This window comes from Bacillus timonensis, from assembly GCF_000285535.1.
Classification (GTDB): Bacteria; Bacillota; Bacilli; order Bacillales; family Bacillaceae_L; genus Ferdinandcohnia; species Ferdinandcohnia timonensis.
This window is the reverse complement of the sequence record NZ_HE610985.1, coordinates 103,173-116,531: the sequence shown is the minus strand read 5'-3', so window position 1 is coordinate 116,531 and position 13,359 is coordinate 103,173. Positions and strand designations below refer to the sequence as shown.

The 13,359-nt window shown below is 37.3% G+C and carries 11 protein-coding genes; 2 read left to right on the top strand and 9 right to left on the bottom strand.

Annotated features, from left to right (window positions below):
* Positions 1-10 precede the first annotated feature (10 nt).
* From BTHG_RS00905 to BTHG_RS00875, 7 genes are all read right to left on the bottom strand, one after another.
* Positions 11-2,200: an ADP-ribosylglycohydrolase family protein gene (locus tag BTHG_RS00905; RefSeq protein WP_010280965.1), complete on the bottom strand. Its 2,190-nt coding sequence runs from the start codon at positions 2,198-2,200 to the stop codon at positions 11-13.
* Positions 2,201-2,229: 29 nt separating this feature from the next.
* Positions 2,230-3,048: a carbohydrate ABC transporter permease gene (locus tag BTHG_RS00900; RefSeq protein ID WP_010280963.1), complete on the bottom strand. Its 819-nt coding sequence runs from the start codon at positions 3,046-3,048 to the stop codon at positions 2,230-2,232.
* Positions 3,048-3,968: a carbohydrate ABC transporter permease gene (locus BTHG_RS00895; protein ID WP_010280957.1), complete on the bottom strand. Its 921-nt coding sequence runs from the start codon at positions 3,966-3,968 to the stop codon at positions 3,048-3,050. The genes BTHG_RS00900 and BTHG_RS00895 overlap by 1 nt, the downstream gene beginning before the upstream one ends.
* A 60-nt stretch (positions 3,969-4,028) precedes the next feature.
* Positions 4,029-5,348: an ABC transporter substrate-binding protein gene (locus tag BTHG_RS00890; protein WP_010280954.1), complete on the bottom strand. Its 1,320-nt coding sequence runs from the start codon at positions 5,346-5,348 to the stop codon at positions 4,029-4,031.
* Positions 5,349-5,826: 478 nt separating this feature from the next.
* Positions 5,827-6,282: a GNAT family N-acetyltransferase gene (locus BTHG_RS00885; protein WP_010280952.1), complete on the bottom strand. Its 456-nt coding sequence runs from the start codon at positions 6,280-6,282 to the stop codon at positions 5,827-5,829.
* A gap of 114 nt (positions 6,283-6,396) precedes the next feature.
* Complete coding sequence (locus tag BTHG_RS00880; RefSeq protein WP_010280950.1) at positions 6,397-7,113, bottom strand: ferredoxin reductase domain-containing protein; 717 nt, start codon at positions 7,111-7,113, stop codon at positions 6,397-6,399.
* 400 nt (positions 7,114-7,513) lie between these two features.
* Positions 7,514-8,488, bottom strand: coding sequence for a Gfo/Idh/MocA family protein (locus BTHG_RS00875; protein ID WP_010280948.1), 975 nt, complete (start codon positions 8,486-8,488; stop codon positions 7,514-7,516).
* Between the two features lie 331 nt (positions 8,489-8,819).
* On the opposite strand from BTHG_RS00875, the gene BTHG_RS00870 reads away from it, so the two are divergent.
* Positions 8,820-9,068 (top strand): hypothetical protein, encoded by a 249-nt coding sequence (locus BTHG_RS00870; protein ID WP_010280946.1) that lies wholly within the window; start codon positions 8,820-8,822, stop codon positions 9,066-9,068.
* A gap of 207 nt (positions 9,069-9,275) precedes the next feature.
* Here BTHG_RS00870 and BTHG_RS00865 read toward each other — a convergent pair whose 3' ends face one another.
* Positions 9,276-10,040, bottom strand: a complete 765-nt coding sequence (locus BTHG_RS00865) for an MIP/aquaporin family protein (protein WP_010280944.1) — start codon at positions 10,038-10,040, stop codon at positions 9,276-9,278.
* A gap of 12 nt (positions 10,041-10,052) precedes the next feature.
* On the bottom strand, positions 10,053-11,267 hold the full coding sequence (gene fdhA, locus BTHG_RS00860; protein WP_010280941.1) for a formaldehyde dehydrogenase, glutathione-independent: 1,215 nt from the start codon (positions 11,265-11,267) through the stop codon (positions 10,053-10,055).
* A gap of 274 nt (positions 11,268-11,541) precedes the next feature.
* On the opposite strand from fdhA, the gene BTHG_RS00855 reads away from it, so the two are divergent.
* Positions 11,542-13,311, top strand: a complete 1,770-nt coding sequence (locus tag BTHG_RS00855) for a sigma-54-dependent Fis family transcriptional regulator (protein WP_010280938.1) — start codon at positions 11,542-11,544, stop codon at positions 13,309-13,311.
* The last annotated feature ends 48 nt before the right edge of the window (positions 13,312-13,359 follow it).

Here is a 13,359-nt window from a genome sequence, read left to right as displayed (position 1 = left end):
CCTATCCATCCTATAAACCTTTTACTCTAAATCCTTTGTAATGTGTGTGGCTACCATTCACATTTGAAAAACCAATTTGTCCAGTTAGATATGGATTTTCTGTATCGGTATATTCTAGTGCTACTTGATCATCTACAAAAATTTTATAGTGGTTTCCATTCGCTTCTATTCTGAGAGTGTATTCTTTTCCAACTTCCCAAACATAATCAGACGATGCTAGTTTACTATATCCATTATCATTTTTATAAAGGGCTAGTTGGTTATTTGGTGAAAAACCGACTGCATAAGAACGAATACCACCTTGAACTCGATAATTTACATAATGATCATTTCCAAGCATTGGCTTTACAGTGGCTTCAAATTCATAGTTTTCCCAATTGAGATCGCCTGTATAGGCTTCTGCTTGTTCACCATAGTAACTTCCACTTAGGTACCCATCTTCTAGTGTCCAAATTCCTCGTAGGTAGGTGAACTGACTTACTTCGATGTGTAAACCATTCCATACTTCTAATCTTTCATTCTCAAAATCAATTTCATAGTTAGGTTTTCCTGAGAAACTAAAGTCATCAACATACGCGACTAAGGAAGGCAGAGCACCTAATCTTCTCTCTTCTTGTACTGGTATCAATTCAATACCTGCTTCTTCGATACATACTCCTTTTAAGGAAGGGATATCAAACACTAAATGATCCCAACTACCCGCTGATAATTGAACTTTATCTCCATAATATCTTTGATTCGTATTCCGATCTTTGACGTATAGTCTAGCTTTAACATCTTTTATATCCCCAACAGGAATCTTCACATGACATTCAATCGTTTGACCTGGATAAAGAATTGGTGAGAAGCTAGGATCATATCTACTATCATTAAAGTCTTCTGGAGTATAGTAGGTTTTTACAAATGTGCGATAGCCATTTCCTCCATTACTATAATCAAATATTACTTTTAATGAACGATCACCCGTATGTGCTTCTTCTGTTGTGTTTTCAACGACGCCCGTTACTTGTTCAGCAGCATCACATTCAACTCGAAAGGCATGGGTAGACGTCGGGTATTCAAAGTGAAAAACTCTATTTTTTTCTACGATTAGGTTAGCCCACTTTTCTGGCGCTTGCACACCTGCAATTTTATACCCGAGTTTTGAAATGTATGAGGCCCCCCAAGGAATATCCTGAATATTTAATGTACCGATTACACTTGAACAGCATAGGAAATCATTGATTGGAGTAATCCATTTTTGATCAATTCCGTTAATGCCATTCATTACACCTAAGATACATCCAACATTCCCGACATTACAATCTGTGTCCCAGCCACACATATTACAAATATTAATCGTTTTTGAGAAATCCCCTTGACCATAAAGCATGGATAAAACGATAACTGCGGAATTTGGAATGATATGACAGTTTCCTGGGTATTTGTCATAACCATAGTTTTCATATACATATTGGAAGCAGTCTCTCCAATTCTCAGGGTGCTCATGGTAAAATCTGATTAAATCTCTTGTTATTTCAGCATATTCGCAGTCTGTTGGAATCACAGCTAAGCCGGCTTCGATAATTTTTTCGATATCATTTTCAACAAATGCTTCCGCAATACATGCTGCAATAAACATACCACCATATTTTCCATTGCCATCGTGCGAAACAGATGCTATTTTTTCAGCATACTCAGCAGCTAATGTTGGATTGCCTGGTGTAATTAATCCCCATACATCAATGAAGATTTGTCCACCAATTTGCTCTGCCACTGCATGACCATTTTGTTCAATCGAACCAGAACGTGGAGCCATTATCCCATTTTTAATATTTAAATAAGCCGTATGTTCGGTTGATTTCCCATATCCACCCCACCAGTAAAAGCCATGGCCATCTGGCGCATAATTCAACCATGTTAGCCCCATCTGTTCTGGTGTAATCTCACTTGTATGAGTATAATCTTCTAACGATCGTAAAAAGAATAATGGACCATTCGTATCATCATCTGCTGCAAAGTTTTTAAATTCATGGAGATACCCAGTGACTTCACCAAAAGCCTTGTTTATTCTCTCGTAAGTCCATCCTTCAATATTTCCTCCATGTCTAACACCTATAATTTTCCCAAGCCATCCTGCATAAACTCTTTCGACGTAATCGTTTGCAAATACATCTAATGATTGCTGGCTAAAAACATTTTTCTTTTCAGTAACTGACATTGATATTCCTCCTCTTTTTTCATATAAAATTATCCTTTGACACTACCTTCTGCAATACCTTCAATGAAACGGCGCTGTAAAATAACAAAAATGATGGTAATTGGCAATATCGTGATTACCCCAGCAGCTGATAACATTGACCAATCTGAGGTAAATCTACCCGTAAAGGCTAAATACTTTGTAGCAACTGTTTTTAACTCCTCTGATTGAATAAACGCATTGGCAAAGAAAAACTCATTCCACGTCCATAATCCAACAAGAAGAACAACCGTTAAAAATGCAGGACTGGCTAATGGAAGCATGATCCGATAAATCACCTGAAATTCATTACATCCATCAATTCGAGCGCTATCCAATAACTCATTAGGAATCGCTACAAAGAAGGAACGTAATAAGAAAATATTAAATGGTAGAAAAATAGCTGAATAGATTAGAATGAGCCCTAACAAACTATCCATTAAATTTAGCTGTTTCCAAATGAAAAATAATGGGACAAGGAACAAACCGACAGGAACAGATAGAATGAATAAAAGGATTCCCATAATTGCATTTGATCCTTTAAATTGGAGCTTTGATAATGCATAGGCAGCAAAGCCAGCACTCAATGAAATAATCACAATACAGGTTACACCTACAATAAGACTATTGATGAACGCTTCCCCGTAACCACCCCTCTCCCAAGCATCCACGATATTTTGGAACTCTAATCTAGACGGGATTCCAAATGGGTTTACTTGAAACTCATCTTTTGGTTTTAATGCATTACTAAATAAAAGAAAAAGTGGTGCAGCGGTTAGAGCAGCTATAATAATTAGAGGGATATGCCTCCAGTCTAAGAACTTTTTCATTACACATCCCACCCCTTTTTCTTCAAATAACCAAATCCAACGATAACTAGAATACTAAAGAGACCCATAGTTAAAGCAACGGCACTCGCATACCCTGGTTGTTGGCCGTAGATTGCTAGGTCATACATATACGTGGCAATTAATTCAGATGCATTACCAGGTCCACCTTGTGTCATGACAAATACATAATCAAAGGCAGCAAATGACCAAATAATTAGCAACATATAAATTAAAACAAGTGTTGGTCGTAATTGTGGTAAAACAACATGGAAAAAGATTTGAATTTTATTAGCGCCTTCAACAAGTGCCGCCTCTTCCAAACTTTTATCAATTTGTTGTAAAGCGACTAAGAATAATACAACTAGAAAGCCATAGAAATGCCAACCATCCGCTAGGGCAACGGAGAATAGTGCATATTTCCCGTCTTCCAGCCATGGTAATGCAAGCCAATCAAGCCCCCACTCCTCAAATTTCACATTCAAGCCAACGTATGGGTTGTACATCCATAACCATATTTTCGCTGTTACAACAGTTGCAACAATATAAGGAATAAATACAATCATTCGATAAAACATTTTTCCGAATTTCACTTTACTAATTAAGAGCGCTACACTTAATGAAAGGATTACTGGGACAGTTAAAAAGAATCCCATCCATTTCACATTGTTTAACAGGGCAGCAAAGAAAACATGATCGGAAAATAGGCGAATAAAGTTCTCAAACCCAATAAATTCAGGATTCGCGATACCATTCCAATCGGTGAACGCTAACCATAAGGTTCCAACGAGTGGTCCTCCTACAACAAGAAGTAAAAGTACGAGAGTAGGAGATAATAGAATCCAAGGTAGAATCGTTTGTTTCCATTTTCTCTTGTTATTTTTCGTTATGGTCTTTGTAGATGTGACGGTTGAAACCTCCATTGATCCTCACACTCCTTGCACAAAGGGGACAATGAAAATATAGTCCCCTTATCATTTTATTTACTCATTAAAATTAAAGAGCAGACCTTCTTCTTCATCTTTCTCAGCTTGTTTCTGAGCATTTTTTAAGTACTCTTCAACAGATAATTGATCAAGGAACACGCTATCAATGTTGTCCCATAAATAGTACTCAACATTTGGACCCCAATATGTCCAAGATGCAAATCCAGCATTTCCTTTTTCAAGTGAGGCATCTAGTTCTTTATGAACACTAGTAACGATTGGATCTACACCTTCAACCGCTTCAATGCCCTTGTTAGGATAGAAGTAGCCTTGTTTGAACATAATGGTTCCAACTTCATCACTAAATAACCAGTCAATAAATTCCGCAGCTTCATCAGGATGTTTCGTATCTGCATTAATACCAACATTCTCACCCAACGCTAATGGTAAAGTTGGTTCAACGCCATCTCTCCAACCTGGCATGACAAAGAAATCAACCTCGAAGTCAACCGGGTCTGTCGTAAAGTTTGCATTCGCCCAGGTTCCTTCCATTTTCATTGCTGCTTTTTGGTTTCGGAATAATGTCCAAGCATCGTCACCAGAAATAGCGTGTGATTTTTTCTCATTGATATAGCCTTTTTGCCAAATATCCTTCCAAATCGTTGTCGCTTCTTGAACGAGGTCACTTGTCCATGGAACCTCATTACTTAACACTTTCTTAAATTCCTCTTTACCTAAATATGAGTTATAGACAACTGAAAGCCACCATTCATTTGCTGGTCTAAAGTCCGTTGTTCCAAATGCAAATGGGATTAACCCAGCGTTTGCGATATCTTCATTTAACTGTAAGAATTCATCTAAATTTTTTGGTTCTTCCCAACCATGCTCTTTAAATTGATCTTTGTTATACCAAACTACTAATGATTCATATTGACCAGGTAAACTATACAGTTTGTCCTCAACAAACCCTGTATCATATGCCCAATCAAAATAGCGATCGGACCAGCCATATTCTGCAGCATAATCATCAAGTGGCAATAAATAATCGGATTTAGCAAATTGAACGACTTGTGTTGGACCGTCCACAAGCACGATATCTGGTCCCGCACCAGCAGCTAATTGTTGCCTTACTAATGAAACAGGATCTTCATTTTGTACCCATTTAATTTTGATATTTGGATGTTCTTTTTCAAACGATCCAATCACATCCTCTTCAATCACTTTCTTTTGAACATCATTCTCTGGAGTATGACTCATATAAACAAGCTCAACTGCATCGCTATCGCTTGTCCCATTACTTGAGTCACTATTACAAGCAGTTAATAGAATAGAAAATAACAAGATAAGACTCATAGCTAAAAACTTTGACTTCTTCATACTCTTCCCCCTTAATCATTTATGAAAACGTTTACTATTTAAATTATCAATCTTTTCTAATAGTTTGTACACCACACAAATCTGCACAATTTCATGTACAAAAATGACATATTGGAAATTCTGTTTTTTTCATTTTATATAATTCTATCTCTGAATCGTACATATTGATTTCAGATTTTACTAGATTCGATTTCGCAGGCATAGGTCATGGTTCCAGACTTTTTATAAAAGTTTAAGTGAATTTCATATTACCTTTGGGAACTTAATTAGTCATAACACATTTTATAGCAAAGAAAAAAGGATAGATGAACAGAGATGAAACCTGTTTACATCTATCCTTTTCTGTATAACTTGTAATTTAACAAAGTGTAAAGCAATTTCTTTAGAATATTAATTTAAGTACATTCCTTCACAATCTTTTTCATGAATTTTAGAAGGCAATGCTTCCTTCACGTTGCCGCATTTATTCGAAGAAACTCTACTGTTGATAGGGGTTTTTAAGTACCTTTTGCATAAATAGTTCGGGATTAACATTCTGTTCAAAGCCATATTGGCTATATAATGAATGTGCATCATTAGTAGCCAACATAAATCTACGAACTCCCTTTAGGTCAGTATGGTTTGTAATAATATTCATTAACCATTTTGATAGTCCTAATTTTCGATAGTCTGGTAATATAAATACATCACAAAGATAAGCGAACGTCACCGTATCAGTAATTACTCTTGCAAAACCAACTTGTTCAAAATCATCATTACCTACATCACCTTTATATATACCAAAACATAAAGGTGAATTTTTAATTGCCTTTTTTACTATTTGCTCGGGTATCCCCTTTGACCAATATGCTTCTTTACTCAAGAAGTTATGTATGAATGATATATCTAAATGTTCTTTATTCGTAGAAATTGAAAATCCGTTAGAAATCCACATATCTAATTCCCTTCCCATTTTTAAATCTGGTATTTAAATTCGGCGTATCCCAAAGTCCAGATAGAATATACCGAATTAGCAATTGATATTTCCCTGGATCATTTTTTGTCTTTCTTAAATTGATACATTAGATGAAAAAAACTTAGGCAATTCTTTTTCGCGCTTATCGAGTATAATTTGTTCTGGCTTGATGTCCTGCTCACGAAGTACTTCAATGTTCTGGACAACGAACGCGTCGCTACCAACAACATAGAAGAGTCCATTCTTATCTGCAGCAAGATTTCGTACTGCTTCATAATAGTCTTTACGGTTATCTACGAATCGTGCCGTGAACTTCTTGTCAGGTGTAGATTTAAAAAGATTTGTGAATAGGAATTCTTTTGATGAATCGATGTTTAGGGAATGGATTTGGTTGACGTTGGTAGCACGCTCGAAATATTCAAGTACAAGCGGTCTAAAAGTTGCCAGGCCGACACCTGATGACAGCAGGTATATATTTTTGTCTTCCCTTTTCAGCGGTACATTCGAATGTGTTTTAAATAGTGCAACTTCATTACCGACTTCAAGATTTCTTAAAATCGCTTTAAACTCAGAGCACTTCTCTCTGATCCGCGTTGTGATACCGATTGCATTTTCGTCAGGCAAAGTAGAGATGGACATATGACGAACCAGACTCTTATTTGGTTTATCTCCAGCATTGAAACCTTCAAGTGCAAAGTGTGTATGAGAGCCTTCCTCCCAAGTAAAGTCTTCCGGGCAGTCGAGCAGGTACGTTTTAACCTCAGGAGTTTCCTCAATAATCTTCTTTATTTTTGTCCAATATATTCGCATGTAGTAATCTCCTTCTCAATGGATTATGGATCATTACTACCTAATATACAATAAGTGATAATAATTCTCAATTAAAAGGTTTGTTATTTTCAACTTTAGTTTGAAACGTAGTTTTTTCTTTGTTCCCCTCTTCAGTAAGAAAATGGAGACGGTTTTCAGTATCGTTATGATCTATCAAACAATGAATGCCATTGGATTCACGGAAAACCATGTCAGCATGCTCTAACGTAAGAGATGATTTTACGAACGTAAAGGGAAGTCTTCAAAGCCATTCTTTTAGGAAGGGTAACAGTTCTTGTGACTTTAAGATATCCCTATGAACTCCACCTTGCCATTTTCACTTGCTCATTATCCATGAAGACAATCAAGGAACCAAGTGAATTCTTGGTTCCCTTCTTTATTATTGCAGTTTTACAGGTGTCTTTTTCTCAAAAGATTGATAGGCTGCTAGTGCGACTTCCACCGCTTTCATTCCCGAATGCCCTGTTGCAAGTGGAGATTTTCCTGCTCTTACACTCGTAATAAAATCTTCAATAAATCCTGGGTCCACGCTATCACCCCAACCAACCCATTTGAAACCGTTTTGTTTTGAATATACATCAATTTTCTGGGTGAAAGCATCCACCTTTAATGTCCCTTTCGTCCCAATAATCTCCATTGTTATATCGCCCCATGTAGGATAAAAACTATTCCGTGACCAACTGCAATCAAGTGTCGCAAACATTCCATTATTAAATTCCATCGTAATGATTCCACAGTCATCTATTGGTTTACCTGTATAGACACTTCCAATTTCCGCATACACTTCTGTTACTTCAGCACCTGTAAACCATCTCATAAGATCGACAACATGAACAGTATTGTCAATAATCGCTCCGCCACCTGATTTTTCTTTGTCAATAAACCATCCTCCAGGATTCGTACCACGGTTGGTTCCTTTAATGGCAAGTATTTCGCCTAAAGCTCCTTGGTCCATTATTCTTTTAGCTTGTTGAATCGGTGTATTGAAGCGAATACGGAAAGCCGTTCCTAATAGAACTTGTTTTTCTTCACATATTCGAATCATTTCTTGCGCGTCAGCTAAAGTCGTAGCTAATGGTTTTTCACATAGAATATGTTTTCCTGCATAAGCTGCAGCCAAGACATGCTTATGGTGTAAGTAATTTTCTGATGTTACCACAACTGCATCAATATCTGTATCCAATAAATCTTGATAGTTTTTATAAAACATTGTACCAAAATGGTTTGAATACTTCTTCCCCCGTTCTTCGTTGTCATCGGCAATTCCTACTAATGTGACATCTTTCATCCCCTTTAGTGCAGTTGCATAACCATATGCATGCAGATGGGCAAAACTGATGATTCCTATTTTCATATCACATCTCCCCTTTCATCAACTATTTTTACAGATACCCTTGTTTTTAATTATTGAAGAGTAACGACCTCCATGACTAAAGTCATCTTTTGCTTTTACGATGGGCGTTTTGTTTATCTTCAAACAAAAGAAGAACTGTTATAGATACTTTATGTTACATATATTAAATAAGATTTAACAAAGTTATTTAAGTTGCTTAATGAGTATTGTACAATTTAACAGAGAAACCAACATTACTTTCAAATTTGAATGCTTTGCCGTGCAAGTAATCTTCAAAACTATGAGTTTTGTTCAGTATGTATATTTTTGTATTTTAATAAGGGAGCGGCCCATGTCTATTATAATAAGAAGAAAAATTTTAACGGCCATCATTAGTAGCTTGATAGTTGCAATCATTTTTATGGTACCAGGTGGATTTAACCTGAATGGATTTGCGAACTTGTATTATTTAAACTTAATGATCGTTATTTCATATGGGGTTATTACATCCATATTGAGTGACTGGATGAGTAAAAAGATGTTTACATCAACATACTCTCGTGAAATTAGTTCCTTTTTATTCCATTGTTTTTCGGTTTAGTGTTTCTAATTCTTAGTCTTGTTTCAGCCATCTCTTTTTTATCGTTGACCGTTTACTATCAAAAGTGAAAATGAAATGGTGGACCGTCATACTGGCTTTATTCATTGTCGTAGTACTCTTTTTTATAGGTATTAAGGTTATATAAAAAAGGTTTGACCCCCAACACAGTAAAGCATTACTGCGCTGAGGGTCAGGCTTCGGAATAAACTATTTAACTATTTCATGATGAGACGTTTCATTTGTTACCGGTAGTTTTTTCGAACTAGTCATATAACTATAAATAACCGCAGCTGCTATTGCACCTATGATTGGACCAATAACATAAATAGGGAATTGGATCCAGTTAATATTGCCACCTAATAAACTATCTACAATATAGGGACCAAAGGTTCTTGCGGGATTAAAAGATGCTCCTGTACTACCGGCCGTCATCATGATAATCCCTCCGACTGTTAAACCAATTACTAATCCTCCCCAATTTTGTGGAGCCTTAGAGTCCACTGCAATTCCCATAATCACAAACATTAGTATAAACGCTGCAATGGCTTCAATAATCATCCCCTGTAAATATCCGGTAGATGGCGCAAGTACAGTAGCCCCTAAATTACCTAACAAGACTCCGTCCATACCTAAAACCGTTACAATTCCAAACGCCCCAATGGTACCGCCTACACATTGGGCAAATATATAGGGTCCTACTTCTTTCCATGGAAAGTGACCCGTCGAAGCTAATGCGATTGTAACCGCTGGGTTTATGTGACACCCTGTTAATCTACCGATTGTATAAATCATGGCCATTACAATGATTGCAAAGGCAAAACTGATAACCCCAATATCTGCCAATGTTGTTGATTCGTTGTTAGTAGCCGTAATAATTCCATTAAAAGCAGCTGTTCCAGGACCTATAAGAACTAATAAAGCAGTACCAATACCTTCACCAAAACACCGTTTGAACAGGCTGGGTGTCTCCATCGGCAGACACCATTATTTCACAAGTCCATGAGGGTCTATTACATATTTTCTTGATGCACCTTTATCAAACTCAGCGTAGCCCCTTGGTGCTTCGTCTAAAGATATAACAGTTGCATTAACAGCTTTTGCAATCTGCGCTTTTCCACTTAAGATTGCTTGCATTAAGTCACGGTGGTATTGCATGACTGGGGTTTGCCCTGTTACGAACGTATGTGCTTTCGCCCAACCTAATCCTAGACGAACTCTCAATGTACCAATTTTAGCATCTTCATCAATTCCACCGGGATCTCCCGTTACATATAGTCCTGGAATCCCTAATCGTCCTCCAGCACGTGTGACCTGCATAATTGTATTTAAAACCGTTGCTGGTGCTTCAATCGCATTTGCACCATGTGCAGATGCTTCAAAACCAACACAATCGACAGCACAATCAACTTCAGGAACACCAAGAATTTGGTCAATTTGCTCTCCCAAATCAGGATGTTTACGTAGATTTACAGTTTCACAGCCAAAGCTTCTTGCTTGAGCAAGCCTTTCTTCATTCAAGTCTCCTACAATAACAACAGATGCCCCTAATAGTTGTGCCGAATGTGCAGCAGCTAGCCCAACTGGACCTGCTCCCGCAATATAGACAGTAGATCCTGGCTTAACACCTGCGCTTACTGCCCCATGATAACCTGTTGGAAAAATATCAGAGAGCATTGTTAAATCTTTAATTTTTTCCATCGCTTGATCTTTATCCGGAAATTTCAATAATTGGAAATCGGCATATGGTACCATCACATATTCGGACTGACCTCCTACCCATCCACCCATATCTACATAACCATAGGCTGAACCAGGACGATCAGGATTTACATTTTCACAAATATGTGTGTTACGCTCTTTACAGCTTCGGCATCGTCCGCACGCAATGTTAAACGGAACAGATACCAAGTCCCCTTTTTTGATAAATTCCACATCGCGCCCAACTTCAATTACTTCTCCGGTTATTTCATGCCCCAGCACAAGTCCTTCGGGAGCGGTTGTTCTCCCTCTAACCATATGCTGGTCACTTCCACAAATATTGGTTGTAACTACCTTTAAGATAACACCGTGTTCACATTTACGGCCTACGTTCAAAGGATTTACTCCAGGCCCATCTCTTAAAACTAAATCTGGATAACCAATATCCATTACCTCTACCCTACCAGGTCCCATATAAGCTACCGCTCTGTTTCCTACCATCGTTTTTCCCCTCCATTAAAATGAATATGATTCAGACAACTTATATACTTGCAAGTATCGTGCCAATCTTAAATTCTTTTAAAATTGGCCTTTTTAAGAGTGATAAATAAAAATGCTGTTCAGAACTTGAGCACCAACTGTCCTATTTTGATACATAATTGCAATACAAGTATTCATTACTTTCAAAATAGTTAATTAATAGTATAATAATAACTAGATATTATTTTTTACGCGTAATATGGAAGGAAAGTATTTAAGGGGGATAGGTATATTCATGTCATCCGTCGATCTTTTCAATCAGAGGAACATTATTGATCTTTCTTGGAAGCGTTGTCAAATGTTTGGACTTTCACCCACCGGCCCAATTCAGGATATAAAATTTACGGGCAAGAAATTGCAAGAGGTTCTAACAGAGAATGAGAATTTGATCAACCATACTACGGCCATTTTAGAAAAACTTTATCCTACCATTCATTCAAGTGGCATTGTTACAGTGGTCGCTGACGGTAATGGGACCATCATTCATAAAATAGGCAATCTCGATATTGATGCATCCATTGACTATTTTTCAATTGGCACAAATTGGTCTGAGGAAGTGAAAGGGACAAATGCAATTGGACTTGCCATTTATGAGAAAAAGAACATCATCACCCACGCAGAACACCATTTCCATGTTAAGAATCACTTTCTCACATGTGCAGCAAGCCCCATTTTTTCACCAAGTGGCGAATTTATCGGAGCAGTTAATATAAGTGCAAGGAAAGAATTATTTCATCCTTCCATGGTTTCCTTAGCAAGTATGATTGTAGAAGCTGTCCAAAATCGATTGCTTATGGATCATGTACAGCGAGAAAAGCTACTAGCGTTAAAAGAAATAGAAATTACAGCAAATCTAAGCTCAACTCCCCATCTTACACTCAATCATGAAAGAAGAATTATTCGCGCAAACAAACCTGCCCAGCAAGTATTAGGCAGTGATTGTATAGGACAGGAGTTTCATATGAAGGGTGGCTATTCGGTCGATATCATAGACGATTACTCAAATAAAGTTTTTCGTTCTGTTGTTTCTTTACATAGAACTAACACTAAATCCTCCCAGGAAAAAAAGCTTTATACAACCTCTGATATTATTGGCTCTTGTGCAAAAATAGCAAATGTAAGGAAAGTTGTTAAAAAAGCTGCCTTATCTGAATATCCTATTATCATTTATGGAGAAACCGGAACAGGTAAGGAATTAATCGCACAATCCTTACATACTTCAGGTACACGAAAAATGAAACCATTTATTGCGGTTAATTGCAGTGCCATCCCCGATAGTCTGATTGAGAGTGAATTATTTGGCTACGAACGTGGAGCTTTTACAGGTGCAAGGCGGGAAGGTGCTCCTGGTAAATTCGAGGCTGCTGACGGCGGAACGATATTCTTAGATGAAATTGGAGATATGTCTTTGAAGGCACAAGCAGCCTTACTACGTGTGTTACAAGAAAAAACAGTAACCCGAATCGGCGGAGATACGGTTAAAGTCATTGATACAAGAGTAATCGCTGCAACCAATAAGAATTTACGCGAGGAAGTACTAGCCGGAAGGTTTAGAGAGGATTTATACTATCGGTTGAGAGGGATTTTTATCACGCTTCCTCCTTTAAGAAATAGGACTGACATTATCGAACTAGCACAACATTTAATGACAAAACTAGATACCCCCTCTATTACGTTATCTGATGATGCGAAGGAAAAACTAATTTCATACCATTGGCCTGGTAATGTACGGGAGCTAAAAAGTGTTCTTATGCAAGCCTCATTCTTTGCAGAAGATAAAATCATTAACGGTGAGGATTTACATTTCGAAAATGAGTTTGAGCGTAAACCTACTCATGAGCATACTGAAGGAAACTCTCCACATTCTCTGACCAACACTGAAAAAACGGCTATCTTACAAGCATTAAATTCTGTAGAATGGAATATTACGAAAGCAGCCAACATCTTACAGATTAGTCGAAATACGCTATATCTCAAAATTAAAAAATATGAATTACAGAAATAACTCTTATTAAAAAGGGCCTGACCCCAATACAGTAAAGGAATACCGCTC

Bases quoted from the DNA above. Each gene is read 5' to 3' on its own strand.
- BTHG_RS00905 (WP_010280965.1), bottom strand. From the start codon at position 2,200: ATGTCAGTTACTGAAAAGAAAAATGTTTTTAGCCAGCAATCATTAGAT.
- BTHG_RS00900 (WP_010280963.1), bottom strand. From the start codon at position 3,048: ATGAAAAAGTTCTTAGACTGGAGGCATATCCCTCTAATTATTATAGCT.
- BTHG_RS00895 (WP_010280957.1), bottom strand. From the start codon at position 3,968: ATGGAGGTTTCAACCGTCACATCTACAAAGACCATAACGAAAAATAAC.
- BTHG_RS00890 (WP_010280954.1), bottom strand. From the start codon at position 5,348: ATGAAGAAGTCAAAGTTTTTAGCTATGAGTCTTATCTTGTTATTTTCT.
- BTHG_RS00885 (WP_010280952.1), bottom strand. From the start codon at position 6,282: ATGTGGATTTCTAACGGATTTTCAATTTCTACGAATAAAGAACATTTA.
- BTHG_RS00880 (WP_010280950.1), bottom strand. From the start codon at position 7,113: ATGCGAATATATTGGACAAAAATAAAGAAGATTATTGAGGAAACTCCT.
- BTHG_RS00875 (WP_010280948.1), bottom strand. From the start codon at position 8,488: ATGAAAATAGGAATCATCAGTTTTGCCCATCTGCATGCATATGGTTAT.
- BTHG_RS00870 (WP_010280946.1), top strand. From the start codon at position 8,820: ATGTCTATTATAATAAGAAGAAAAATTTTAACGGCCATCATTAGTAGC.
- BTHG_RS00865 (WP_010280944.1), bottom strand. From the start codon at position 10,040: ATGGAGACACCCAGCCTGTTCAAACGGTGTTTTGGTGAAGGTATTGGT.
- fdhA (WP_010280941.1), bottom strand. From the start codon at position 11,267: ATGGTAGGAAACAGAGCGGTAGCTTATATGGGACCTGGTAGGGTAGAG.
- BTHG_RS00855 (WP_010280938.1), top strand. From the start codon at position 11,542: ATGTCATCCGTCGATCTTTTCAATCAGAGGAACATTATTGATCTTTCT.